Genomic DNA, 23,818 nt, shown 5'->3' on the forward strand with positions numbered 1-23,818 from the left:
GGTACTCAGCCCGTTGGTGGCCGAGGTCTACACGATCGAGATCGTCGAATCGCTCGGGCATCGCGCGGCCAAGGTGTTGCGCGACCTGCACTACGACAACGTCCATGCCAAGGTGGGCGACGGCTTCAAGGGTTGGGCCGAGTTCGCGCCGTTCGACAAGGTGATCGTGACCTGCTCGCCCGAAAACGTCCCCCGACCGCTGGTCGAACAATTGCGCGACGGCGGGCGGATGATTATTCCGCTCGGCGAGCGCTATCAGCAGAGCCTGTACCTGATGAAGAAGAAGGGCGACAAGCTCGAGACCGAGGCGCTCGTCCCGACCTTGTTCGTGCCGATGACGGGCGAAGCCGAATCGCTGCGCCGCGTGCTGCCCGACGGCTCGAAGCCAGGTGTGTTCAACGGCAGCTTCGAAGACGCGGAAGGCGACCCGCCACGGCCGCGCGGCTGGCATTACCAACGCTATTGCGAACGCGCGCAAGTCGCCGATGCGCCCGATGGTCAATACGTGATGAAGTTCACCAACGACGTCCCCGGACGCAGCGCCCAGATGCTCCAGGGCCTGGCCTGTGACGGCCATAAGATCAAATACCTCAAATTGGGTGCCTGGGTACAAGGGCAGGGAATCGTCGCCGGCCCGGCGGACCAGGATTTGCCGGCGTTTGTCGTTACTTTCTACAACCAGAACCGGGCCGCCATCACAACCAAGTGGCTGGGGCCCTGGCGCGGTACGTTCAAATGGGAATACTTCTCGGGCAAGATCGCCGTACCGCCGCAAACTCGCGACGCCATCATTCGCATTGGCCTGCATGGCGCCACGGGGTCCGCGCTGTACGACGCCATCGAAATCGTGCCGCAGGAGAATTGATCTCGGCCGCCTAGTTCCAGCGCCCGCGGCGCCTCGCAAAGCGGAAGGGTTCGCCCGTCACTTCGAAGTCGGCACGCAGCCCGACGTTCAACACGAGCCCCAACGCCAGCGCGTGGGCCAGCAGCCCCGAGCCGCCATAGCTCACCAGCGGCAGCGAGAGGCCCGTGACCGGCAGCAGGCCGACGGTCATCCCGGTGTTGATCAACACCTGCGCAGCGAACAGCGCTGCCACGCCCACCGCGAGCAGCCGCCCGAACGGCTCCTGCGTCGACGTCGCCACGCGCAAACAACCGGCCACGATCAGGGCAAACAGAGCGATGAGCGCCGTTTGCCCGGCCAGGCCGAAGCGCTCGCCCCACATGCTGAAGATGAAGTCGGTCGCCGCAGCGGGCAGATGATATGCGCCGGGGTCGTCGACGGTGGTTCCACTCAGCCAACTACCCCAGGCACCGCCAAGCGCTGCCACCTGCTTCGCCTGGTGGAGTTGATACCCGTCGTCTGCCGGGCGTTGCTCGGGAGCGTTCTGCTCGAATAGCGCCGTTACACGCGAGCGCTGCTCGCGACTCATCTGGCTCCAAAGCAGCGGCGCCAACAACACCGCCACCAACGAGATGCATGCCAGATGCCGCCGTCGCGCGCCGGCGGCGAACAACATGGCGAAGAGCAGCGGGGGAAAAACCATCGCCGTGCCCAGGTCGGGCTCCTTGAGCACCAGGAGCACCGGTACCAACGTCAACAGCAGCGGCGCTACCAGGCCCGGCAAGCGGCGAAAGTTCTCGCGATACGTCAGCCAGCGCGCCAGCGCCACGACGTAGACCACCTTCGCAAACTCCGAAGGCTGGACGCCGATCGGGCCAACTCGAATCCAGCGATGAACCCCGGCCACGGGCGGTAAGAAGTAAACGGCCACCAGGGCGACAACCACCCCGGCCAGGCCCAGGTAGGCAAAGCGCCAGAGTCGACGGTAGCTCGGCCACACCACGAATCCGGTCAGCAGGGCCGCCAAGGTGCCCGCGACCGCCTGGCGGCTGGCGAGGCGAATCTCGCCCGCCGCAAGCATCTCCGCTCGTGTGATGGCCGCGAGGCCACCGGCAAACAAGGCAATCGCCGGCAACATCAGCCCAACAGGCCAGCGGCTGCGCAGCGGTAGAAAAGCATCCATGGCTTGGCCAACCTGCGTCGATTGCGCGGTTTAATTCCCGGCAGGGTGCCCAGCGGCAGCGGGCGGGCAGGGGAGTCTAAGCCTCGCGTACAGCGGAGCCCAGCCCAGCCGAAATCGTCGCCAAACCGGACCTTACCAATTGGGGATCTGGGAAAAAGGCGCAGACTTTTCGTTGCCGGCTAATTATGCTGTCGCTGTTGCTGCTAGCGGCGTTGACGCCCTTAGTGGCGTTTGATTGGCCCTGCGAACGGGGGTCTGGCATCCCCGCGAACGCTGGTGTTCAATCCATGCGGATTGTGCGGGATGAGCCGGGCGCGCCCTAGACTTCCCGGATTTCGCAAACGGCAGTCCTTCCGTAATCCGCGAGAACACGAGCTAGGTTTGTTTGTTTCGCGGCAGAGCCGCGAGAGTAGTCAGGTTAGGCAATTCAATTGGAGCAAGATGACATGTTGCGGACGCAGACCAAGGCTTTGCTAGCCGGTGCCATGATCTGGGCCGGTGCCGTGCTGGGTGACGCCTCCTCGGCGGACGCCTTCTGGCACCATCATTGGGGTAGCTGGGGTTCGAGCGGTGGCTCGTGGGGCTCCAGCGGTGGCTCGTGGGGTAGCTGGGGTTCGTACGGCTCGTCGGGCGGTTGGGGCTCGTCGGGCGGTTACGGTTATCGCGTGCGACGCGCTTGGCACTCGAGCGGCGGCTGGGGTTCGTCCGGCGGCTCGTCGGGTGGCTGGGGTTCGTCGGGTGGTTCGAGCGGCGGCTATGTCGTCTACGGTGGCTCGAGCGGCGGTTGGGGTTCGTCCGGCGGTTCGTCGGGCGGCTGGGGATCGTCCGGCGGTTCAAGCGGTGGCTCGAGCGGCGGTGTGATCGTTCACGAGCATGAATCCAACTACCAAGGCACCGCGCCCGCCGATGCGCCGGCCGACGCTCCCGCTCCGGAGGGTGCAGCGCCAAGCGAAGGCGATGTGGCTCCTCCGGCTGACGGCGATACGACCGCTCTGCCGCAAGACGGCACCTTGATCGCGGTCCGCGTGCCGGCCAACGCCACGATTCTGGTCAACGGCATGCCGACCAACAGCAAGGGCAACCTGCGTCGCTACATGTCGCGCGGCTTGGAGCGCGGCTATAGCTACACCTACGAAATCAAGGCCACTGTCCAACGGGACGGCCAAGAGCTGACCGAGACCAAGACCGTCAAGGTCCAGGCTGGTCAAGCCACCGAAGTGACCTTCGAGCTGAACGGGCAGGAAGAGATGAATGCCCGTCGTCAACAGCCCGAATCGTCCCCGACGAACTTGACGCTGCATGTTCCGGCCGATGCCAAGGTGTTCCTGGCCGGCCGCGAGACTCGCTCGACCGGCGCGGTCCGCGAATTCTCGACGCAGCGCCTGCCGGGCGGTCAAGAGTGGGCCAACTACCCGGTTCGCGTCGTGGTGGTCCGCGACGGCCAGGAGCTGGTCAAGGAAGAGAACGTCACGATCAAGGCCGGCGAGACCCGTGTCTTGAACTTCGCGTTCGACGCCCCGAAAGTGGCTTCGGCTCGCTAAGCCGCCGCGCAATCGGCAAACTGCTTACGACCCTCGCAGAGGTTTCGGCCTCTGCGAGGGTTTTTTGTTGAAGGCGCCGCGCAAACCGGTCGCCAGCAAAAAGCTTCTCGGCCGGCAACTGCCTACCGATAACAACCGCTGGCGCGGCATAAGTGCCGACTTGGCAATGCCGTGCGACAACGCACTTTCGATTTCTCGGCGCGCTGCGGACTGGCGCGCATCCTGTTCGATGCCACGCCCCGAAGCCAACCCAACGCCGCGCGCCGCGCAAGCGGCCGTTTCGACCAGGAGCCCGTTGGGCCCCTGGTCGAAGGCCGTGATCAGCGTGGCCGTGACGTTGCACCTGGTCGGCGTATTCTGCGCGCCTTTCGCGCTGCCGCCGGCCTCGGAGTTGTCGGGCCGGCTCTGGGAGGTCTATCGCCCGTATCTCGAGGCGATGTTCCTCAATCACGGCTATGCGTTCTTCGCCCCCGACCCGGGGCCCAGCCACCTGGTGCGGTACGTGCTCGAATATGAAGACGGCCACAAAGAAGAACACATCTTTCCAAACCTCAGCGAGCACAAGCCGCGCCTGCTTTACCACCGGCACTTCATGCTCAGCGAGTTTCTCAACGCGGCGCCGCCGGAGACACCCTGGGTTCAAGCTTACATTCGCTCCTATGCCGCGCACTTGCTGGCGCATTCTGGCGCCAAGCGCGTGACGATCTATCTGCGCCGCCATTTGCTGCCGTCGCCCGGGCAAGTGCTCGAAGGCGCTAAGCTCGACGACCCGCGCTCGTATGAAGAGCGCGACTTGGGCACTTTCGATGCCCAATCGGCCGCGGAGCCGGTCGCCGAACTCGAAGTCGAAACCTTGCCGCTGGGCGCCCCACGGCAAGAACAGGCACCGGGACAACCACCTGCCGCGCCGGAGCCACCGCTATGAATGCCCTCGCGGCTGTGGCCCGCTCTTGGGTGCATGAATGGTGTCGGGCGTGGGACCGGTTCTGGTTCACGGCCGTCGATCCGGCCACGCTGGGGATGATTCGGCTGTTCGCCGGGGCCATGCTGTTTTACACGCACGCCGTCTGGAGCCTGGGGCTCGAAGACTTCTTCGGGCCCGATGCCTGGGTCAATGCCCGCGCATTTACGGCGCTGCGTCCTGGCGGATTTGCCTGGAGCGGCTTTTGGAGCGGCAGCGGCGAAGCGACGATCGGCGCGGCCGTGTCGGAATCGGGCAGTTTTACCTGGACCTGGTGGTGGTGGATCGATTCGCTGGCCGGCGGGCGCCCCTGGTTGCTATGGCTCGTGCACGTCGCCGGCCTGGCAGTGATCGCATGCTCGATGCTGGGTCTGTATACCCGCGTGACGACCATCCTGTCGTTCCTCGTCGCCGTGGCCTATGTGAACCGCGTGCCGGGCGCGTTGTTCGGCCTCGATCAGATCAACTGCATGCTGGCCTTGTACCTGGCCGTGGGGCCGTCGGGCGCGGCCTACTCGCTCGACAACCTGTTGCGCCGCCGCCGTGGCGAAAAGGTCGACCCGCGCACGCCGCGCGTCGGTGCCAATATCGCCCTGCGGCTGATCCAGTTGCACATGTGCGTCATCTATCTGTTCGCGGGGCTCGCCAAGCTCGAAGGCGAAACCTGGCAGAACGGCACGGCGCTGTGGGGCGCGGTGGCCAATCTGGAATATCAATCGCTCGACGCCACCTGGATGGCCGGCTATCCGCTCCTGATCAACGCGCTGACCCAGACGACCGTCTTCTGGGAGACGTTCTATATCGGCCTGGTCTGGCCGCGGTTGACGCGGCCGATCATCATCGCGATGGCCGTTCCGTTGCACCTGGGCATTGCCCTGGCGATGGGCATGATCACCTTCGGGCTGATCATGATCCTGGCCAACTTCGCGTTTCTGTCGCCGGCGCTGGTACGCGGCGTGCTCGACCCCGTCGCGCGGCGCCTGGGGCTCGGCAGCGTCGCGTCTTGACTCACAGAAGCACCTCCCCGCCGCCTGGTTTGCCGATTTCGCCCCGGGCAACCTATACTGTCGTCCTTTCCCTGCCTGGAATTGCCGCCCGTATGGCAGGCCGCGCGCAGGGCAGGGGGGGTGAACCCCACTTGTCCCAGGCGTGTCCTGGGCGTCTGGCCGCTGACGGCCAGCCCTTCGCCAAGACCGGGAGGGGTGCCCCACCACGGATCGGCGCTGTTCGGGTTTAAGTGAGGAGTTCGGTGGTGTTTGAAACTGTTGCCGTCGTCGGTGCCACGGGTGCCGTAGGAACGCTGATCCTCAAGCTGCTCGAAGAGCGGCAGTTTCCCTGCGAGCGCTACAAGTTCCTCGCCTCGGCCCGGTCGGCGGGCAAGACGGTGCACTTTGCCGGACGCGATTGGCCCGTCGAGGCGCTCACGCCCGAGGCGTTCGATGGCGTCGACCTGGCAATCGGCAGCACTCCGGACGAAGTGGCCCGCGATTTTGCCCCCTGGGCCGTCGAGCGCGGCGCGATCGTGGTCGACGAGAGCGGTTATTGGCGCATGGATCCGAAGGTGCCGCTGGTGATCCCCGAGGTGAACCCGGATGCTGCGGCCAACCACCAAGGCCTGATCGCCAGCCCCAACTGTTCGACCACGCAGATGGTCGTCGCCTTGAAGCCGCTGCACGATGCCGCCCGCGTGCGGCGCGTCGTGGTGAGCACCTATCAGGCCACGAGCGGCGCGGGGCTGGTCGGCACGCGCGATTTGGTCGAAGGCACCAAGGCCGATCTGGCCGGCCAGGAATACGCCTATGAAAACTTCGCGCACCCGATCGCCTTCAACTTGATCCCGCAGATCGGTTCGCCGAAGCACGCCGGGTACACGTCGGAAGAAATGAAGATGGTCTTCGAGACGCACAAGATTCTGGGCGACGATTCGATTCGCATCTGCCCGACGTGCGTTCGGGTGCCGGTCAGTAACTGCCACAGCGAGAGCATATTGGTCGAGACCGAGCGCAAGCTGACCGTTGGCGAGGCCCGTGAATTGTTTGCCGCCATGCCGGGCGTGGTGGTCGACGACGACTTGGGAGCGAAGCGGTACCCGATGCCGCGCGGCTGCGACGGCCGCGACGAAGTGTTCATCGGCCGCATTCGCGAAGACCTGTCGAGCCCCAACGGCCTGGCGTTCTGGTGCGTGAGCGACAATCTGCGCAAAGGCGCCGCGACCAACGCCGTGCAGATCGCCGAATTGCTCGCGCGACTGAAAGCAGCCACTCCGGCGGCCTGATCGCGGGCTGTTCGGGTACCGGCGATCGTTCGCCGAGGACCGCCGGCAGAGCAGGGGAGGGGAGCGCGGTCTCGTGCGCAAGATCCGGCTGGTGATCGCCTACGACGGCACCCACTTTCACGGCTGGCAGACGCAACCCGGCGTGCGCACCGTGCAGGGCGCGTTGAACGACGCCGTCACGCAGATCACCGGCACCGCCACCGAGGTCGTCGGCAGCAGCCGCACCGACGCCGGCGTGCACGCGCTGGGGCAACTCGCCCATTTCGAGACGCCAAGCGCGCTCGACGCGGCGACGCTGCAGCGGGCCATCAATGCCCGGCTGTCCTCGGAGGTCCGCGTGCGCGAAGCGGCCGAGGCGAGCGACGATTTTCATGCCATCGGCAGCACCGTGCGCAAACGGTATCGCTACGTGCTGCACGACGGTCCGATCGCGCCCGTTTTTCGCCGGCAGTATGCCTGGCATCATCACCAGCGGCTGGATGACGCGGCGATGCACGAGGCCGCACGGACCTTGTGCGGAACGCACGATTTCGCCAGCTTCGAGAACCAAGGACCCACGCGCCAGTCGAGCGTCCGCACGGTCCTCGCGCTCGACGTGACGCGCCAACCGCCGCCGTGGGACGACTTCATTCACGTCGAGGTCGAGGCCGACGGGTTTCTCTACAACATGGTCCGCAACCTGGTGGGTACGCTGGTCGAAGTGGGCCGCCGGCACCGCGAGCCCGCCTGGCCGGCCCAGGTACTCGCCGCGCGCGACCGCCGCGCCGCCGGCATGACCGCGCCGCCGCAGGGGTTGTTCTTGCTCTGGGTCGATTGGGGCTCCGGGGCTCCGCAGTCGGCGCCAATCGAGTCATAATCGCCTCATGCGGATTGCCCACGTCATTACGCGCATGATCCTCGGCGGCGCGCAGGAAAACACCTTGCTCACCTGCCAGGGCCTGCGCGAGCGCTATGGCGACGACGTGCTGCTCATCACCGGTCCGGCCCTCGGACCCGAAGGGACGCTCCTCGATCGGGCCGAAGCGTCGGGCCTGCCGGTGGCGATCGTGCCTTCGCTACGGCGCGCGATTCATCCGCTGCGCGATGCAACGAGCTACCTGGCGATTCGCCGCCGGCTGCGCGAGTTCGCGCCGGAGGTTGTCCATACCCACAGCGCCAAGGGGGGCATCCTCGGCCGCGCGGCGGCGCATGCGCTCGCCGTCCCGGCGATCGTGCACACCGTGCATGGCGCGCCGTTCTACGAATACCAGTCGGCCGTGACGCGGCAGTTCTACATCGCCTGCGAACGCTGGGCGGCGCGGCGCTGCCATCACCTGGTCAGCGTCGCCGATGCGATGACCGACTGTATGGTGGCGGCCGGCGTCGCCCCGCGCGAACGGTTCACCACCGTTTACAGCGGCATGGAGGTCAAACCGTTTCTCGAGGCCGAATTCCACCGGCTGCGCGTGCGCCAGGCGCTCGGCTATCGCGACGAACACGTCGTCGTCGGCAAGATCGCGCGGCTGTTCGAACTCAAAGGCCACGCCGACGTGATCGAGGCTGCCCGCAATGTCGTGGCACGCAATCCGCAAGTGCGGTTCCTGTTCGTCGGCGACGGCGTCTTGCGAACCGAGTTGCAAAGCCAGATCGACCGGGCCGGCTTGCACGAATACTTCCAGTTCACGGGCCTGGTGCCGCCGACCCGAATCCCTGAGCTGATTGCCGGCGTGGACCTGGTCGTGCATGCCAGCCTGCGCGAAGGCCTGGCCCGCGTCTTGCCCCAGGCGATGCTCGTCGGCCGGGCCGTGGTGAGTTACGACATCGACGGCGCGCGCGAAGTCGTGCTGCCCGACCGGACAGGCATTTTGCTTCGACCGCGCGACGTGGCGGGCCTGGCCCTGGCCATCGAGCAGCTGGCCGCCGATCCGGAGCGACGCGCCCGATACGGCGCTGCCGGCCGCGAACTCTGCCGCGACCGCTTCAGCCACGACCGGATGACCGACGAACTACGCGCGCTGTACGCACGTCTGCTCGCGGCCCGGCCACCGCTTGGGCGCTGAGTCTTACAGCGGCAAGTGTTTCTTCCAACCAGGCACAGGCATCTGGTCGCGGCCGGCGCTGGTGTGCAGCAAGACCTTGATCGGATCGTCGCGGCGGGCGATCGCCAGGTCGAAGGCCTCGGCCGCCTGCTCGAACGCAAAGCGGTGCGTGATCATCGGCGACACGTCGATGCGCCCCGACGCGATCATTTCGATCGCCAGCGTCATATCGCGCTGGATGTCGGGATGGATCGAGCCGATCAATCGCTGGTTCTTACGGATCATCTGCCAGATGGGCAGGGGATAGTGCTCGGCGTCGGGCACCCCAAACGCCAGCACGGTGCCATGCGGCCGGCAGAAGTCGACCGACATTTGCAGCGTCTCAGCCTGGTGGCCGACGGCTTCGACCACGACGTCGGCGCCGACTCCATCGGTCAATTCGAGGATCGCCGCGTGGGCGTCTTCGCGGTCGACGTTGATCGTGTGCGTGGCGCGCATGCGGCGGGCAAATTCGAGCCGGTAGTCGAGCTTGTCGAGACCGATCACGCGCCGCGCACCCATGTTCGCCAACAGGTGATCGAACAACAGACCGATCGGCCCCTGGCCAATCACCGCCACGTTCTGGTCGATCAAGTTCGGCAGCTTGCGAGCTGCCCAGATGACGGTGCCCAAGGGCTGCGCCAGGATCAGATGTTCGCGCGGGGTGAACTCGGCCGGCAGCTTGACGGTCATCGACCCGTCGGCAAGGAACACTTCGCTCAGGCCGCGTTGGTCGGGCGGAATCGACAGCACCAGCTGGCCGACCGGCAACCGCGGGCAACGGCTTTCGACGACCTCGCCGATGCACTCGTGCAAGCTATCGCCGAACGGCCGCGGAAACTCGATGTTCCACGCGCCGCCCACATAGCGCGGAAAGTCGGACGCGCAGAGCACGCCCGCATGCAACCGCACCAGGATTGGCTCGCCCGGCAATTCGGCGATGTCCGGCGGCGGCGCGTCGACCCATTCCAATTGGTGCGGGGCCACGATGCGAGCAGTCTTCACGTCAACGATTCTCCCTTGGGGGTACGCGCCAGGTGCGTCAGGCGTGGATTTCGCACCTTTTTTAATCGGCAGGGCGCCGCCGAACAACGCCATCACGGCCACGCTTGCTCGCCGGCGACCGCCCCACGCATTGTTCGCGCCGGGGCCTGCGGCTAGACTCGAAAGTTGGCATTCCGCTCCGCCCACCGCGCCGGCGATGCCGAGCTTCGCCTCCCGGAACCGCAATCGCCGTGGCACTTGGCAGCCAACAGTACGTCGGGCCCTATCGGCTGCTGAACCTGGTCATGACCGGCCAGAACAGCCAGGTTTGGGAAGTCATGCACGATGGCCGCCAGCAGCGGCTCGCCATGAAGACGCTGCTGAGCGATTTCCGCAAGAACCGCGAGCACCTCGGCTATCTGCGTCACGAGTACGAGGTGGGGAGGAAGCTCGAACACCCACGGGTCATTCGCATCTATGAGCTCGGGACGCGCGACGGCGTGCCGTACCTGATCATGGAATTCTTCCCGTGGCCGAACCTCAAGCAGTACATCAACCGGGGCGTCGATCGCATCGCCTACCTGCTCCCGGACGTCATTCGGCAATGCGCCGAAGGGCTGGCCTACTTCAACTCTCAGGGCTGGGTCCACCGCGACGTCAAGCCGGACAACTACCTGATGACCGATGAAGGCGAAATCCGATTGATCGATTTTGCCCTGGCCGTGAAGCCCAAGACGGGACTCGCCCGGCTGTTTTCGCTGAAGTCGAAAATCCAGGGCACCCGCAGCTACATGTCGCCGGAACAGATCCGCGGCGAGGCCCTCGATCAACGCGCCGACGTTTATAGCTTCGGCTGCATGGTCCACGAGCTGCTGACCGGCAAGCCACCCTATACGGGCACCAGTGCCAACGAGTTGCTGAACAAGCATTTGAAGGCCGCGATTCCGCCGGCCGATGCCGGCAACAAGAACGTAACCCCGGAAATGGCCGCTCTGGTGCGGAAAACGCTGTCCAAGGACCCGGCCAAGCGACCGGAGTCGCTCGAAAAGTTCCTCCGCGAGTACAATGCCCTGCGACCGTTCAAGGAAATGCCGCGCAAACCCACCGAGGCCGCGTGAGCCGGTTGGCCGCCACAAGGCGGTCGGTGCCCCCGCGACCCGCAGGCCTCGCAACCTTTTTAGCCCCGCAGAGTGATTATGGCCGCCTCGATGCACCAGCTCGCTTTTGAGCGCCCGATATTCGATCTCGAAGCACGGCTGGCCGCGCTCGAGACGCTGCCCGAGAAGACGGCCGACACGATCGAAGAAGTGCGCCGGTTGCGCCGCGAACTGGCCGACACCAAGAAACGGGTGTACAGCTCGCTGGAGCCCTGGCAGACGGTCCAAGTCGCCCGGCATCCCGATCGCCCGATGACGACCGACTATCTGGAGCTGGTGTTCGACGAGTTCGTTGAGTTGCACGGCGACAAGTCCTTCGGCGACGATCGCGCGCTGCGGACCGGCTTCGCAAAGCTCGACAACTACAAAGTCATGCTCATCGGCCATCAGAAAGGCAAGACCTACAAGGAACGCAACGCCTGCTACTTCGGCTGTGCGCATCCCGAGGGGTACCGCAAAGCCATCTCGAAGGCCGAACTGGCCGCCAAGTTTCATATGCCGGTGATCTGTTTCATCGACACTCCTGGCGCCTATCCGGGCATTGGGGCCGAAGAACGCGGCCAGGCCCGGATCATCGCCGAGAGCATGTTCGCCATGTCGCGGCTGCCGACGCCGATCGTGTGCGTCGTGATCGGCGAAGGCGGTTCGGGCGGTGCCTTGGCAATCGGTATCGGCGACCGCATCGCGGTCTTGGAACACGCCTATTACTCGGTGATCAGCCCCGAGGGCTGCGCGGGCATCTTGTGGAAAAGCGGCGCCTACGCCGAGCAGGCGGCCCGGGCGCTGAAGATGACGGCCCGCGACCTGCACGGCTTCGGCGTGATCGACGACGTGATTCAAGAGCCGCTCGGCGGTGCGCACCGCGACCATCACCAGATGGCGAGCCGGCTGAAGATGTACCTGATGAAGTGCCTGCGCGAACTGAGAGACGTGCCAGTCGACCGCCTGCTGGCCGACCGCTATGCCAAGTTCCGCCGCATGGGATTCTTCTTGGAAGTCGGCGAGATGCAGCAGCCCGCACACGAAACCAGCGACGCGACGCAAACCTAGCTACCGCTGGGGCATTCCGGAATTCGAGCTGCGAGGGCTGGTTGAAGCTCACCCTCTTGCGCAATGCGACGTTGGTGTTGGAGCTGGCCGGCAAGCGGATCCTGGTCGATCCAATGCTCTCGGCAGCGCGGGGGTTGTGGCCGATGGCGGCGCTGCGCTTTCGGCCACGTTTCAATCCGCTGGTCGAGCTCCCGGCCCATGCCGGGGATGCGCTCGCCCAACTCGACGCCTGCTTGCTGACGCATTTCCGGCACGGGCACGTCGATCATCTCGATCGTCCAGGGCGCAAATTGCTCGCCGAACGTGAGCTGCCCACGTATTGTCAGGCCGGCGATGCGCCGACGCTCCAATCGGCGGGCATCCGGGCGATCGACGTCGGTCGCGAGCCGCAAGCATTTTTCGGCGGCACGCTGCATACCGTACCGGCGCAACATGGCCGCGGCATCATCGGGCGTCTGATGGGCCGCGGCGCAGGCTTCGTCATCCGCATGCCCAACGAGCCGTGCGTGTATCTCAGCGGCGACACGGTGCTCACGCCGGCGGTGATCGCTGCGCTCGAAAGCGAACGCCCGAACGTGACCGTCGTGCATGCCGGTGGCGCACAGCTCGACATCGGTGGACCGATCTTGATGACGCTCGCCGAGGTTCTACGGTTCGTCCAACTGGCGCCCGGCGAAGTGGTCGCCGTGCATCTCGAGGCGCTCAATCATTGTCCGACTACCCGCGCCGAGGTGCGCTCGCTGACCAATGAGCCCGGTGTCGGGCCGCGGCTGCACGTACCAGACGACGGCGAGACGCTTTCGTTTGAGAAGTCCTGGCAGGCACGGAACTAGCAGCCGGGCCGCCGATCCAGATCGGGCAGGGCAGGGGGAGCAGGGCAGGAGTTCGCCCGTGGTCTACCGCTGCAACACACGGCGCTCCACGCGCACGCCGTCGCGAATCTGGTCGCTCGGATAGGCAACCACGCGGTCGCCTTCCTTCAGGCCCTTGACAATTTGGGTCTCACGGCCGTTGGTCTGGCCGACTTCGACCGGGGTCAAGGCTGCGCGGCCGCCGGCGATCCGGTAGACGGCCCAACCGCCTTCGTAGCGAAACAACGCCCCGGCGTTGAGCAGCAGCAAATCGTCACCTTCCCAAACGACGATCTGCGCCTCGACGCGATAGGCGTCGCCGAGCCGAGCGCGGGTCTCGGGCGGGTCGACAAAGTCGGCAATCACGTTGACGCGCTGCTCTTCGACACCCAAGGCCGAGACCTTGAGAAACGCCTGCGGCTCGATCAGGCGGACCCGCGCCAAGAGCCGCCGCTGGGCACCCCAATGTTCGAGGTAGACCTTGGCGTCGGGCGAAATCCGCACGGCATCGGTTGAGAGCACGTCGATCTCGATTTCCAGGTCCCTTGGATCGCCCAATTCCATCAGCGGCGTACCCGGCGCGATCATCCCTTCGCTTTCGCGAAACACGTGCAGCACCTCGCCGTCGATGGGTGAATGGAGATCCAGTCGCGATTGCCCTCCGGCGCCATCGCCGCGCGTACGCGTCAATGCGGCCTGCGCCATCTCCAGTTCATAGGCCGCGATCTGCACGGCGAATTCGCCGGCCTGCACGTCGTTGGTCGCCGTACGCAGCATGGTCACCGCCAGATCGTATTGTTCGCGCGTCGCCGTTCCCGAGGCCAACAGCCGCTCGGTGCGTTCGTGCTGCGTCATGGCATATTTCGAGTTCGCCTGGGCGCGCTCGAGTAGCGCCCGGGCATGTTCGCGGCGGGCTTCGGCCGCGCGAACTCGAGCCTCGGCCTCGGCGAGTGCCCGGGCATCGAGCAAGCTCGGATCGCTGGGTTGGATCGCGGCCACGATCGTGGCGCCGGCTTGAACCGGGTCGCCGGCGTGCAGTTCGACGCGTAGCAAGTCACCCATCAAAGGCGCCAGCACGACGTAGCGTTCCTTGATGCGTGTCTTGCCGTCATCGTTCACGGTCACCTCGAGCCTGCCGCGGACAACCTCGGCGATTTCGACCAGAGCGGGCTCGGGCCAGAAGGCATAGGCCAAGAGCGCCGCGGCGACGACGGCGAATCCTGCGTACACGAAAAACTGCCGGGACGGTCGCACGCGTGTTTATTCCTTGCTCTTCAGGACAGCGATCAATTCCAAACGATCGATTCGGTGCCGCACGATCAGGGCCGAGCCCAGCGAGGCTGCGGCCGTCACCGCCGCGGCGAAGCCGTAGGTTGCACGCTCGATCACCAACGGCATGCGGAACAATTCCGTGTCGTAGGAAAACTCGATGACGAACGCCGCCAGCCAATAGCCCACGAACATCCCCAGCGGAATGCCCACCAGGGTCAACAGGCCCAGTTCCCCCATCAGCACAAACGAAACCTCGCCCCGCGTGAAGCCTAATACGCGCAACGTCGCCAGCTCGCGGCTCCGCTCAGCAAGCGAAATGCGGGCACTGTTGAAGACTACCCCGACGGCGATCACGCTCGCGAACCCCACGATAAACGAGCGCATCCGCAAGATATTTTCGGCCACGGTCTGGCGAAAACTGCGAATCGCGGTGCCCTTGATCAGCACACTGGCGATGCGCGGCGCGTTCTTCAGCGCGGTGTAGAGCTCGGGCTCGGCCTGGGTGTCGGCCGCCATGAACGCTCCCGAGACAACGTCGCCTTCTTGCATCAGCCGATTGATCGTTTCGCGCCGGGCATAGGCGGCCGTGCCGGCAAAATCGGTAACCAGGCCAACCACCGTAAAATCAACCGTCGGCCTCAGGCCTTCGAGCACCTCGACGCGCACCGAGTCGCCCACGCGCAACTCGAGCACTTCACCCAGCTTCTCGGAGAGCACCAGCCCTTCGGCTGGTAAAGGCAGCGTGTGACAGTGAATGTCCATCAGCCGATGCAGTTCACCGTCGGGCTCGAGCCCGAGCACTTCGACGCGACGCGTCGCGTGACCGTGGCGGAGTCGCGTAGCAATGCCGCGAAACGGCTCGCAGAGTCGCACGCCGGGCAGTTGCGCCAGGTCGTAAAGTGATCGACCGGCAGTGGGCTCAACGAAGATCGCATTGACGTCTTCGCGGATCGCCACGGAATACTGGGCATGAATCGCGTAGTCGATCGCATCCAGCATAAAGCTGCCCAGGACTAACACGGCCACAGCCATGGCCACGCCGACGCATGTCAAGGACGACTTCCACGGCCGGCGTTCGAGCTGTCGCAAAATCATCTTGCCTGGCTCGCTCAAGAGCCGGTCGAAGCCCAAGCGCTCCAAGAGCGTTGGCCCGAACTGCGCGGGTGGCTCTGGCCGCATCGCCTCGGCCGGCGGCAAGGTGATCGCCTGTCGCACGGCCAACATCGTTCCCAACAGACCCGCCAGCGCGCTGACGGCCAGCGCCTGCAACACCACGGGCGGCGCGAGGTAAAAGTCGAACACCACGAAGTGAAAGAACTGCATGTACATCCGCGTCGTGAGCCGGCCGAAGTACCAGCCGACTCCCGTGCCCAGGATGAAACCGATGAACACGAGCAGGAGCACGAATTTGACGTAGTGCCAGCCGATCTCGCGGCCGCGATAGCCAAAGGCTTTCAGCGCCGCGATCTGCTCGCGCTGCAGGGCGATCAACCGCGAGACGACCATGTTCAACAGGAAGCCAGCGATCAACAGGAAAATCGTGGGCACGACGAGCGCCATCCCGCGTAGCTCTTGCAGCTCGTTGTTGACGAACTTGTGCGAGCTTTGATCGGCTCGGCCGATCGCCCCGAGTCCGCCGTAGGGTTCGGTAAGCTGATCGAGTCGTTGGAGCACTTCGGCTTCATTGGCCCCCGGCAACAACGTGCAAGCCACGTCGTTGAAGGCGCCTTGCAGATCAAACGCAGCGGCCAGTTCCGTTCGGCCCATCCAGAACACGGCGTAGCGCCGGTCGTCGGGCAAGATGTCGCCTTCGCGGATCTGATAGATGTACTCCGGCGACAACGCCACGCCGACGACGGTCAATTCGCGGTAGCGACCGTTGATGACGGCCCGGACTTTGTCGCCGAGCACCAAGTGATTCGCCTCGGCGAATCCTTCGCTCATCAAGACTTCGCCGGAGCGGCCGGCCTCGGGATAGCGTCCTTTGCGCAAGTGCAGGCGGTTCAAATCCGGCGGCTCGTCGTCGGGCACCGAGACCAGCTTGGCTGTTGCGGGTTCGGCCAAGCCCGCCAGGTCGAGCTTGACGTTGGCCACGACGCGCGTCTGGACCCGCGCGATCCCAGGAATCTCGGCAATCCGCACCTCGAGCGATTGCGGTGCGCGCTTGGCCCGGGCAAACACGTCGGCAAACCGATACTGGGTATAGTAGGCCGCTTGGGCCCGCTTCAGCGACTCGAGCGTGCAGCGCGCCATGACAAACGTCGCCACGCCCGCGCCGATCACCAGCACGATGGCCAGCGCCTGGCCGCGCATGTGCCACAGGTCGCGCCACAGCTTGAGGTTCAAGGGATCCATCGGCGCTACCAGGCAAGTTCCTCGGGACGCAGTTTATTCGTGTTGGTGCGCTCGGACGCGATGACGCCATCCAACAGCGACACGACGCGGTCGGCCATGTCGGCGATCACCGCATTGTGCGTGATCACCGCCGTCGTCGTACCGAGTTCCTCATTGATACGACGAATCGCCGCCAGCACCAACATCCCCGTCTTGACGTCGAGCGCCCCGGTCGGCTCATCGCACAACAACACGTCGGGCCGCTTGGCGATCGCTCGCGCAATGGCCACTCGTTGTTGCTCGCCGCCGGACATCTGCGACGGATAATGACTCGCACGATCCCCCAGCCCGACGATGCCCAACGCCTCTTCCGGCGACATCGGCCGCCGGGCGATCCGGGTGATCAAGGCCACGTTTTCGCGCGCCGTGAGGCTGGGGATCAGGTTATAGAACTGAAACACGAAGCCTACGTGGTCGCGGCGATAAGTGGTCAAGGCCGCATCGTCGAAGGCAGTCAGGTCATGGTCGCGAAAATGAACGCTGCCGCTCGTCGGCACGTCGAGGCCACCCAGGATGTTGAGCAAGGTCGACTTGCCGCTGCCTGAGGGCCCCAGCAGAACAATGAATTCACCGGCGCGGATCTGCAGATCGACACCGCGCAGGGCGCGCACCTCGACCTCGCCCATCCGGTAGACCTTGGTCAGCCCCCGGGCTTCAAAAACCACCTCACGGAGGTCGCTGGACGCCTCGGCCGAACCGGATTGTTCGGTCATGATTCACCCGCCGTTTTTGCCCGCGGGCTTCATCGTAGCCGGCCTGGTCTGGCGTGGCCTGCGCGGTGCGACAACTGAACGCCCGACGAGCATGGAACGAGGATCCCTGCGCACCGCCACAGCAGGGCGAGTTGCCGGAAAGCCGCCGATGGTGGTCGCTCGACGACGGACTCGATCACCGACAGGATTCCGCTCGAGTCCCGCTTCCCAACCGCCCGGTGGAGTCGCCGGGCGAGCCGTCGAGCAGGGGCTGAAGATGCCGGGATTTCGACCTCTCCCCAACGTCCGATAATGTTTCTTATGTTCGGTTAGGGTGTCGGGTTTTCCCGGAGAATTCGCAACCTGCCGCCTCACCTGCTCGAAGCGGGCCTCGCGATCTGCGAATCACGATCAAGGCTCGGCGCTCGCCAGCGGGCATTTAATCGCGTCGCCTTTTTAGCGCGGCACGGCGCACACGCCAACCCCAGGTCGGGCACCCCGTCAACGCGTCGAATGCCCGGCCAGATTGCCGGTGCCCTGCCGGGCCAGCCCCTGCTGGAGAGCACCCGGGAGGCGGCCGCCAGACCGTCCATCGCCCGGCGCGAAAACCGGTGCCTGGAGATCACTCCCGGATGCGGTCGCCGGCCGATCTCCAGTCGGTCGCCGGTACGAGGTCGCCCCCCTGCCCGAGCCGCAGACCGGGGATCGGGAACGCCGGCTGCGGACCGTCGGGACGCAGACCGTCTTCGAGCCGATTCAGGTACGGGGCCAGCACCTCACGGACCTCGGCCGGCATGATCGGATCGGCCCAATCGATGAACCGCGCAATGTAGGTTCCCGACTGAGACTGCAGCACTTGCTTGCGCATGGCCTCGGACAAGGTCACGGCAAAGAACGTGATCACGACACACAGCAGCACGCCCTTGGCGATGCCGAACAGCCCCCCGACCTGGCGATCGAACTCCTTGAGTTTGACGCGATCGATGGTGCCGGCCACGACGCGAAACAGCAGCCAGACGACGAACGAGGTGCCGATGTACAGCGCCAACATAGCGGCGAAGCGATTCAGCGGTGCCTGCTGACCGAACAGCGGGGCGAAGCGCTCGCTAAACCGCAAGGCCGTGAAGCAACTCACGCCAATGCTCGCCAAGGACGCAACCTGCCAGGCGGCGCCCTTCAAGAAGCCGAAGGCAGTCGTGCCGACCAGCACGATGATCATGGCGATGTCATAAGGCTGCATAGCTAGCATCCTCGCAGCAGGCGCGCGTGATGCCCGAAGGCTTGTTCGCCGCGCGGCGGTGAATCTTGCGGGGGCCGAGTATAGCCATCTGCCCGCCGGCGACCCTAGACCAGTCGCGCGGCCGTGGCAGCATGCGGCAGGGGTGGGCAGGGCGGCGACTGACCTTCCACCGCGGCGGGAGCCTGCGGTACAAGCTGCATCGCTGGATTGGTTGCAGGCAAGGAAGCTGCGCTCATGGCCGGGTTCAAGACGCACATCACCGTCAGCTCCGCGGTCGGCATCGGCTACGGTACCGCAGGCTTCTTCTATTGGGACATGCCGTTGCCCAGCGCCATTCTCGCCGGAGGCCTGTGCAGCGTCTCAGGCATGCTGCCCGACTTGGACAGCGATTCGGGCACGCCGCTGCGCGAGAGCATCGCGCTGGCCGCGGCCGTGGTCCCGATGATGCTCGTACATCGGTTGGAGCTGTTGCTGCAATCCACCGAATTGGTGGTCCTGGCTGGCGCGTTCATCTATTGCTTTATCCGCTTTGGCTTCGCGCAGATTCTGCGCGAATACACCGTGCACAGGGGCATGTTCCATAGCATTCCCGCCGCGCTGATCGCGGCCGAGGTTGCCTTCCTGCTGTGCTCCAACGGCGAGGTGGAGATCCGCTACTACAAAGCCGGCGGCGTGCTGGCCGGATTTCTTTCGCACCTGATTCTCGACGAGATCTGGAGCATCACCGTCAAGCGCGGGCACATCGCGCTGAAGAGCTCGTTCGGCACGGCGCTGAAGCTCTGGGGCGACAGCACGTGGGCCAATCTTTCCTGCTACGCCAAGCTCGCGGCGCTGACCTGGTTCATGATGCAAGATCCGACCTGGATGCAGCACCTCGCCCCGCAGGCCCGCGAAATGCAGCAGATGGCCGAGGGCCTGCGCGAGCAGTTCTTGCGCAAGTAGCACGGGCCGATCGCGGCCGTGTTCAAAACAGCCGCCGGCTGTCGAGCAATAGCGTCACCGGGCCGTCGTTCACCAGCTCGACATCCATGTGGGCGCGGAACCGTCCCGTCTCGACCGGCAAGCCCTGATCGCGCAGCGCCGCGACGAAGACTTCGTAGAGCCGCTCGGCGTCGGCCGGCAGCGCCGCGTCGGTGTAACTGGGCCGCCGTCCTTTGCGACAGTCGCCCAAGAGCGTGAATTGACTCACGACGAGTAGGGCCCCCGCCACCTCGCCCACGGCCAGGTTCATCTTGCCCTGGCCATCGTCGAAGATTCGCAAGGCCGCGATCTTGGCCGCGAACTCACGGGCCTCGGCGTCGTCGTCTCCTTGGGCCACACCCAGGAGCACCACGAGCCCGCGCTCGATCTGACCGACGATCTGCCCTTCGACCTCGACTCGGGCACGCGAAACCCGTTGCACGCAGGCGCGCATCGTTGGCCGAACTCCACAGACAGGGGGCAACTCGAACGTCACCGGACCGCAGGCAGGAGTTGACACTCGGCGGCGAACCGATACAACCGGCTTTTTGCAGCCGATTTGCATCTGCCCGCGTCGGTCCGCGCAAATGCGTCGTGCGCGGGGCGAGAAAGGTCGCGTTTGTCTCCTTCACCGCTGGTCCTGCTGACGCTCTACGGCGTGCTCGTGCTGTTCGCCTCGCTGGCCGGCGGATGGGTACCGTTGTGGATCGAGTTGACGCACCAGCGCATGCAACTGGCGATCAGTTTCGTCGCCGGGGTGATGCTGGGCGTCGGCGTCTTGCATCTGCTGCCGCATGCACTGGCCACGGGCTCATCGCCCGACGGCATCTTCGGCTGGATGCTGGTCGGCTTTCTGGTGATGTTCTTTCTCGAGCGGTTCTTCAGCTTTCACCATCACGATACGCCTGAAGAACTTTCACACCACGCCATGGGGCCGCACGATCACGCGCACCATCCGGCCCACGACCACGGCGACGATCACACGATCACCTGGTACGGCGCGGCGATCGGTCTGACGCTGCACGGTCTGGTCGACGGCATTGCGCTGGCCGCGAGCGTCGAGGCCGAGAGCACGATGGTCCATCGTCATGCCGCGACGGTTGCCGGGTTAGGCACGTTTCTCGGCGTCGCGCTGCACAAGCCGTTCGACGCCCTGTCGCTGGGCACGCTCATGGCCTGGGGCGGCGGATCGCGGGCAGCGCGGCACCTCGTCAATCTGATGTTCGCCAGCGTCATCCCCATCGGTGCGCTGATCTTTCACTACGGGCTCGCCCGCTGGGGGGCCGGCACCGAGGTGTTGTTGGCCAATGCCTTGGGGTTCTCGGCCGGGACGTTTCTCTGCATCTCGCTCTCCGACCTGCTGCCCGAGCTGCAGTTCCACCGCCACGATCGGATCAAGTTGTCGGCAGCGCTGCTGTTGGGCGTGGCCGTCGCCTGGTCGTTGGTGCTGCTGGAAGGCGGGCAGCACGACCACGGCCCCCGGAAGCCGCCGGCCGCGCCCGTCGTCTCCACCGGCCGGACGACCGCGTCGCCTTCTATAATGAGTTCATGACGCGTCCTCTGTTGGCCATCACGATGGGTGATCCCGCGGGCGTCGGCCCCGAGGTCATTGCCGGAGCCTGGAGTTCGCCGGTCGTGCACGCCTTATGCCGACCGGTGGTCGCCGGGCACCCGGACGTGATGCGCCGCGCCGCGGCGCTCGTGGCACCCGCACTCGAAGTCTGCGAGGTCGACGCGCCCGAGGCGGCCGAGGCTTCGCCCGAGCGGTTACCCTGCGTCCGCACGGTTGCCGAAGAGGCCAGCAAGGTGCCGCCGCGCGTGATCGACGCCCGGGGTGGCCAGGCCGCGTACGACGCGCTGGTGACCGCGGCCGACTGGGCCCTCGAGGGACGCATTGATGGATTGACGACAGCGCCCTTGCACAAGGCCGCATTGCACCGTGCCGGCCACGCCTATCCGGGCCACACGGAGTTGCTCGCCGAGCGTTGTGGCGTGCGCGACTTCGCCATGATGCTCTACCTGGGGCACGGCGACGGCATCGCGGGGTCCGCGGGGCTCGGCGTTGCGCACGTCACGCTGCACCTGGCCTTGCGCGACGTGTTCGCAAACCTGTCCTCTGCGGCGATCGCGTCGAAGACGCAGTTGCTCGACGCGATGATGCGTCGCATCCAAGGTGCCGCGCCGCGGCTGGCCGTTTGCGCGCTCAATCCACATGGCGGCGAAGAGGGCCTGTTCGGCGACGAGGAGCAGCGCATCATCGCGCCGGCGGTCGAACAATGTCGCGCCGAGGGTCTCAACGTTGTCGGCCCCCTGCCGACCGACACGCTGATGGTCGCCGCCAGCGCCGGCCAGTACGACGGCGTCGTGGCCATGTACCACGACCAAGGGCACATCGCGCTCAAGCTGCTGGGCATGCATCGCGCCGTGAACGTCACGCTGGGTCTGCCCGTGGTCCGCACCAGCGTCGCGCACGGCACCGCGTTTGATCTTGCCTGGCAAGGTCGGGCCGAGACCAGTAGCATGGTCGAGGCGTTGCGCATCGCCGCCCTGCTGGCCAATGCGCGCCCGGAAAAAGCCGTGGACACGCGCGGCTGAATTGCCCCGAGATCGAGCCTCTCCAACGCCGCTTGCCCGATGCAATTCCCCGCTCCGCCGCCCGACACCTGCGTGATGTACCTCGTGCGCCACGGCGCCACGGCGCACAACCTGGCGCATCCGCCGCGCATTCAGGGCTGGCGCAGCAATCCGCCGCTGTCCGAACAAGGTCTGGCCCAGGCCGAGGCCACGGGCCGACTGCTGGAGTCCTTGGCCGTGGCCCGGATTGTCGCCAGCCCCCTGCTCCGCGCGCGGCAAACGGCCGACGCGATCGCGCGGCCGCACGGCCTGGCCGTCGAGATCGTCGACAGCCTGCACGAGGGCGATGTCGGCGATTGGGAAGGGATGAGCTGGGCCGAAATCGAGCGCGCCCACCCGCAAGCCTATCGAAATTTTCTGGACGACCCGGGCCAGCACCCTTACCTGGGCGGCGAGACGATGACCCAGGTGATCGAGCGGACCTCCCCTGCCTTCGAGCAACTCCTGGCCGATCACCCGGGCCAGAACGTGATCGTCGTGGCGCACAACATCGTCAATCGCGCGTACCTCGCGCATCTGCTGAAGCTGCCGATGAAGTACGTGCGCGATATTCCGCAAAGCAACTGCGGAGTCAATGTCCTGCACGGCCGCGCCGGCAAGATCAGCGCGGTGACGATCAATCTGGGCATCCATCTGCCCTGAGCCGCGGCCGACGATTTCGGCGCGGCACTCACTCCACCGGCGCCACGCCCAACTGCTTTTGATAGGCGTCGGTCAGTTCCACCACCGGAAAATCGCCCGGGCTGAACGTAAACCGGCCGGGGTCGATCGCCGCGTTGATCCGCACCTCGAACAACTCCAGGCGGAGCATCAAATGCTCCGGGTCGTCAAGTCGATCGGTGAACCGGTCGAGTGCCTCGACGTCGCGGCGGTACTCCGTGCGATAGGGAAAGAAATCGCTCACCCCCAGGCACTGGACGACGTGCGACGGCAAGTGATCGGGCAGTTCAACCGGCTTCCCCGCGCGCCGCGCGGCGGCCACCTTCGGCAGCGCCGCGTCGAGCACGTGGTCGCGCCAGCGGCCCGAGAGCACCCAGACAGGCAGTTTCCCCAGATTGGTTTGGCCGAGGCAGCGGAACTCGAACGCTTCGTCGAGCTCGCGCACGACCCGCGGCAAGCCTCCCAGCCCCGGTGTGCGTGGAAACGGCGCATGGCCGGCCGCCTGCCGGCGCGTAGCCAGGGCGAACAACGTCGACGGCACGTCGACGCGGTAGACGGTCGGATGATTGAGCATCTGCTGCTGAATCCACAGCGACTGGCCGTCGCAAACCTGCAATTGGTTGGCCGACTGCTCGCCGATCTGCATCCGCAGCTCAAGACGATAGCGGTACTCCTCGGTGGGCCCCTGCAGGTACAGGCCCGTCCCGAGCATCTCCTCGCCCATCACGCGGGCCTGGAACCGCACGCGGGCCTGAACCGAGCGATGGGTTTCCAGCGCGCCGAGCATCCGCCGCTGCAATTCGAGCGCCTGGCGCGCTTGCGGCGTGCTATCGGGTGCGCGCCCCCCCTGCCCTGCCGTGCTGGCCGCAGACTCCGGCGCAGCGGCGATGGCGGCCGGTGGCTGCGCCGACAGCGGTGCGGCCAACGCGCCGAGCAGCACGGCCCATAAGCCGGCGAGGATGGTGAAATTGGTCCTCATATTCGGGTTCTGCCGGATTTGCCAAAGATTCCGGTTCGAGCGGGCCGAATTCTAGCCTTCAGAGGTATGCCCTGGCCGCTGGAG

Annotated in this window: 22 protein-coding genes; 14 read left to right on the forward strand and 8 right to left on the reverse strand. The window is 65.6% G+C overall.

Annotation, left to right across the window (positions count from 1 at the left end; translation table 11 throughout):
- Window positions 1-865: protein-L-isoaspartate(D-aspartate) O-methyltransferase (locus tag K1X74_03940; protein MBX7165480.1), on the forward strand; the 865-nt coding region annotated here is incomplete at its 5' end.
- Window positions 866-875: 10 nt separating this feature from the next.
- Here K1X74_03940 and K1X74_03945 read toward each other — a convergent pair.
- A complete protein-coding gene (locus tag K1X74_03945) occupies window positions 876-2,027 on the reverse strand; it encodes an FtsW/RodA/SpoVE family cell cycle protein (protein MBX7165481.1) in 1,152 nt (383 codons plus the stop codon).
- Between the two features lie 446 nt (window positions 2,028-2,473).
- Between K1X74_03945 and K1X74_03950 the strand changes: the two genes are divergently transcribed.
- The 6 genes from K1X74_03950 to K1X74_03975 all read left to right on the forward strand — a co-directional run bounded on the left by K1X74_03950 (window position 2,474) and on the right by K1X74_03975 (window position 8,843).
- Complete coding sequence (locus K1X74_03950; GenBank protein ID MBX7165482.1) at window positions 2,474-3,568, forward strand: TIGR03000 domain-containing protein; 1,095 nt, start codon at window positions 2,474-2,476, stop codon at window positions 3,566-3,568.
- Window positions 3,569-3,797: 229 nt separating this feature from the next.
- Window positions 3,798-4,493, forward strand: a complete 696-nt coding sequence (locus tag K1X74_03955) for a hypothetical protein (GenBank protein MBX7165483.1) — start codon at window positions 3,798-3,800, stop codon at window positions 4,491-4,493.
- A complete protein-coding gene (locus K1X74_03960; GenBank protein ID MBX7165484.1) occupies window positions 4,490-5,536 on the forward strand; it encodes an HTTM domain-containing protein in 1,047 nt (348 codons plus the stop codon). Before K1X74_03955 ends, K1X74_03960 begins: the two co-directional genes overlap by 4 nt.
- A gap of 245 nt (window positions 5,537-5,781) precedes the next feature.
- Window positions 5,782-6,804, forward strand: coding sequence for an aspartate-semialdehyde dehydrogenase (locus K1X74_03965; protein MBX7165485.1), 1,023 nt, complete (start codon window positions 5,782-5,784; stop codon window positions 6,802-6,804).
- 73 nt (window positions 6,805-6,877) lie between these two features.
- Complete coding sequence (gene truA, locus K1X74_03970) at window positions 6,878-7,660, forward strand: tRNA pseudouridine(38-40) synthase TruA (protein ID MBX7165486.1); 783 nt, start codon at window positions 6,878-6,880, stop codon at window positions 7,658-7,660.
- Between the two features lie 7 nt (window positions 7,661-7,667).
- Window positions 7,668-8,843: a glycosyltransferase family 4 protein gene (locus tag K1X74_03975; GenBank protein ID MBX7165487.1), complete on the forward strand. Its 1,176-nt coding sequence runs from the start codon at window positions 7,668-7,670 to the stop codon at window positions 8,841-8,843.
- Window positions 8,844-8,846: 3 nt separating this feature from the next.
- Here K1X74_03975 and K1X74_03980 read toward each other — a convergent pair whose 3' ends face one another.
- Complete coding sequence (locus tag K1X74_03980; protein ID MBX7165488.1) at window positions 8,847-9,866, reverse strand: zinc-binding dehydrogenase; 1,020 nt, start codon at window positions 9,864-9,866, stop codon at window positions 8,847-8,849.
- Window positions 9,867-10,150: 284 nt separating this feature from the next.
- Here K1X74_03980 and K1X74_03985 point away from each other — a divergent pair, with 284 nt between their 5' ends.
- The 3 genes from K1X74_03985 to K1X74_03995 all read left to right on the forward strand — a co-directional run bounded on the left by K1X74_03985 (window position 10,151) and on the right by K1X74_03995 (window position 12,885).
- Entirely contained in the window at window positions 10,151-10,963 is an 813-nt protein-coding gene (locus K1X74_03985) for a serine/threonine protein kinase (GenBank protein MBX7165489.1), read from the forward strand.
- A 78-nt stretch (window positions 10,964-11,041) separates the two neighbouring features.
- A complete protein-coding gene (locus K1X74_03990) occupies window positions 11,042-12,052 on the forward strand; it encodes an acetyl-CoA carboxylase carboxyltransferase subunit alpha (protein MBX7165490.1) in 1,011 nt (336 codons plus the stop codon).
- 41 nt (window positions 12,053-12,093) lie between these two features.
- Window positions 12,094-12,885, forward strand: coding sequence for an MBL fold metallo-hydrolase (locus K1X74_03995; GenBank protein MBX7165491.1), 792 nt, complete (start codon window positions 12,094-12,096; stop codon window positions 12,883-12,885).
- Window positions 12,886-12,948: 63 nt separating this feature from the next.
- Here the strand turns inward: K1X74_03995 and K1X74_04000 are convergent, their stop codons facing one another.
- The 4 genes from K1X74_04000 to K1X74_04015 all read right to left on the reverse strand — a co-directional run bounded on the left by K1X74_04000 (window position 12,949) and on the right by K1X74_04015 (window position 18,501).
- Window positions 12,949-14,157 carry an HlyD family efflux transporter periplasmic adaptor subunit gene (locus tag K1X74_04000; GenBank protein MBX7165492.1) on the reverse strand — a complete coding sequence of 403 codons (1,209 nt, stop codon included), beginning with the start codon at window positions 14,155-14,157 and terminating at the stop codon, window positions 12,949-12,951.
- A 6-nt stretch (window positions 14,158-14,163) separates the two neighbouring features.
- Window positions 14,164-16,530 (reverse strand): ABC transporter permease, encoded by a 2,367-nt coding sequence (locus K1X74_04005; GenBank protein MBX7165493.1) that lies wholly within the window; start codon window positions 16,528-16,530, stop codon window positions 14,164-14,166.
- A 5-nt stretch (window positions 16,531-16,535) separates the two neighbouring features.
- Window positions 16,536-17,282, reverse strand: a complete 747-nt coding sequence (locus tag K1X74_04010; protein ID MBX7165494.1) for an ABC transporter ATP-binding protein — start codon at window positions 17,280-17,282, stop codon at window positions 16,536-16,538.
- Window positions 17,283-17,883: 601 nt separating this feature from the next.
- A complete protein-coding gene (locus tag K1X74_04015; protein MBX7165495.1) occupies window positions 17,884-18,501 on the reverse strand; it encodes a CvpA family protein in 618 nt (205 codons plus the stop codon).
- Window positions 18,502-18,735: 234 nt separating this feature from the next.
- Between K1X74_04015 and K1X74_04020 the strand changes: the two genes are divergently transcribed.
- The gene (locus K1X74_04020; GenBank protein MBX7165496.1) at window positions 18,736-19,443 is read left to right on the forward strand and encodes a metal-dependent hydrolase; all 708 of its coding nucleotides are present in this window, start codon (window positions 18,736-18,738) and stop codon (window positions 19,441-19,443) included.
- Between the two features lie 22 nt (window positions 19,444-19,465).
- Here K1X74_04020 and dtd read toward each other — a convergent pair whose 3' ends face one another.
- On the reverse strand, window positions 19,466-19,915 hold the full coding sequence (gene dtd, locus K1X74_04025; GenBank protein ID MBX7165497.1) for a D-tyrosyl-tRNA(Tyr) deacylase: 450 nt from the start codon (window positions 19,913-19,915) through the stop codon (window positions 19,466-19,468).
- 165 nt (window positions 19,916-20,080) lie between these two features.
- On the opposite strand from dtd, the gene K1X74_04030 reads away from it, so the two are divergent.
- The 3 genes from K1X74_04030 to K1X74_04040 are packed head-to-tail and all read left to right on the forward strand — an operon-like array spanning window position 20,081 to window position 22,737.
- Window positions 20,081-21,013: a ZIP family metal transporter gene (locus K1X74_04030; GenBank protein ID MBX7165498.1), complete on the forward strand. Its 933-nt coding sequence runs from the start codon at window positions 20,081-20,083 to the stop codon at window positions 21,011-21,013.
- Window positions 21,010-22,056 (forward strand): 4-hydroxythreonine-4-phosphate dehydrogenase PdxA, encoded by a 1,047-nt coding sequence (gene pdxA, locus K1X74_04035; GenBank protein ID MBX7165499.1) that lies wholly within the window; start codon window positions 21,010-21,012, stop codon window positions 22,054-22,056. Before K1X74_04030 ends, pdxA begins: the two co-directional genes overlap by 4 nt.
- A 39-nt stretch (window positions 22,057-22,095) precedes the next feature.
- Window positions 22,096-22,737 carry a histidine phosphatase family protein gene (locus K1X74_04040; GenBank protein ID MBX7165500.1) on the forward strand — a complete coding sequence of 214 codons (642 nt, stop codon included), beginning with the start codon at window positions 22,096-22,098 and terminating at the stop codon, window positions 22,735-22,737.
- Window positions 22,738-22,765: 28 nt separating this feature from the next.
- Here K1X74_04040 and K1X74_04045 read toward each other — a convergent pair whose 3' ends face one another.
- Window positions 22,766-23,734, reverse strand: coding sequence for a hypothetical protein (locus K1X74_04045; protein MBX7165501.1), 969 nt, complete (start codon window positions 23,732-23,734; stop codon window positions 22,766-22,768).
- Between the last annotated feature and the right edge of the window lie 84 nt (window positions 23,735-23,818).

The organism is Pirellulales bacterium, from assembly GCA_019694435.1.
GTDB lineage: Bacteria > Planctomycetota > Planctomycetia > Pirellulales > JAEUIK01 > JAIBBZ01.

Coding starts and splice junctions, on each gene's coding strand:
- K1X74_04010 (MBX7165494.1), bottom strand. CDS start 17,282: ATGACCGAACAATCCGGTTCGGCCGAGGCGTCCAGCGACCTCCGTGAG.
- K1X74_03990 (MBX7165490.1), top strand. CDS start 11,042: ATGGCCGCCTCGATGCACCAGCTCGCTTTTGAGCGCCCGATATTCGAT.
- K1X74_03960 (MBX7165484.1), top strand. CDS start 4,490: ATGAATGCCCTCGCGGCTGTGGCCCGCTCTTGGGTGCATGAATGGTGT.
- K1X74_04045 (MBX7165501.1), bottom strand. CDS start 23,734: ATGAGGACCAATTTCACCATCCTCGCCGGCTTATGGGCCGTGCTGCTC.
- K1X74_03985 (MBX7165489.1), top strand. CDS start 10,151: ATGACCGGCCAGAACAGCCAGGTTTGGGAAGTCATGCACGATGGCCGC.
- K1X74_03945 (MBX7165481.1), bottom strand. CDS start 2,027: ATGGATGCTTTTCTACCGCTGCGCAGCCGCTGGCCTGTTGGGCTGATG.
- K1X74_04040 (MBX7165500.1), top strand. CDS start 22,096: ATGCAATTCCCCGCTCCGCCGCCCGACACCTGCGTGATGTACCTCGTG.
- K1X74_03955 (MBX7165483.1), top strand. CDS start 3,798: ATGCCACGCCCCGAAGCCAACCCAACGCCGCGCGCCGCGCAAGCGGCC.
- K1X74_03975 (MBX7165487.1), top strand. CDS start 7,668: ATGCGGATTGCCCACGTCATTACGCGCATGATCCTCGGCGGCGCGCAG.
- dtd (MBX7165497.1), bottom strand. CDS start 19,915: ATGCGCGCCTGCGTGCAACGGGTTTCGCGTGCCCGAGTCGAGGTCGAA.
- K1X74_04015 (MBX7165495.1), bottom strand. CDS start 18,501: ATGCAGCCTTATGACATCGCCATGATCATCGTGCTGGTCGGCACGACT.
- K1X74_04005 (MBX7165493.1), bottom strand. CDS start 16,530: ATGGATCCCTTGAACCTCAAGCTGTGGCGCGACCTGTGGCACATGCGC.
- K1X74_03950 (MBX7165482.1), top strand. CDS start 2,474: ATGTTGCGGACGCAGACCAAGGCTTTGCTAGCCGGTGCCATGATCTGG.
- K1X74_04020 (MBX7165496.1), top strand. CDS start 18,736: ATGGCCGGGTTCAAGACGCACATCACCGTCAGCTCCGCGGTCGGCATC.
- pdxA (MBX7165499.1), top strand. CDS start 21,010: ATGACGCGTCCTCTGTTGGCCATCACGATGGGTGATCCCGCGGGCGTC.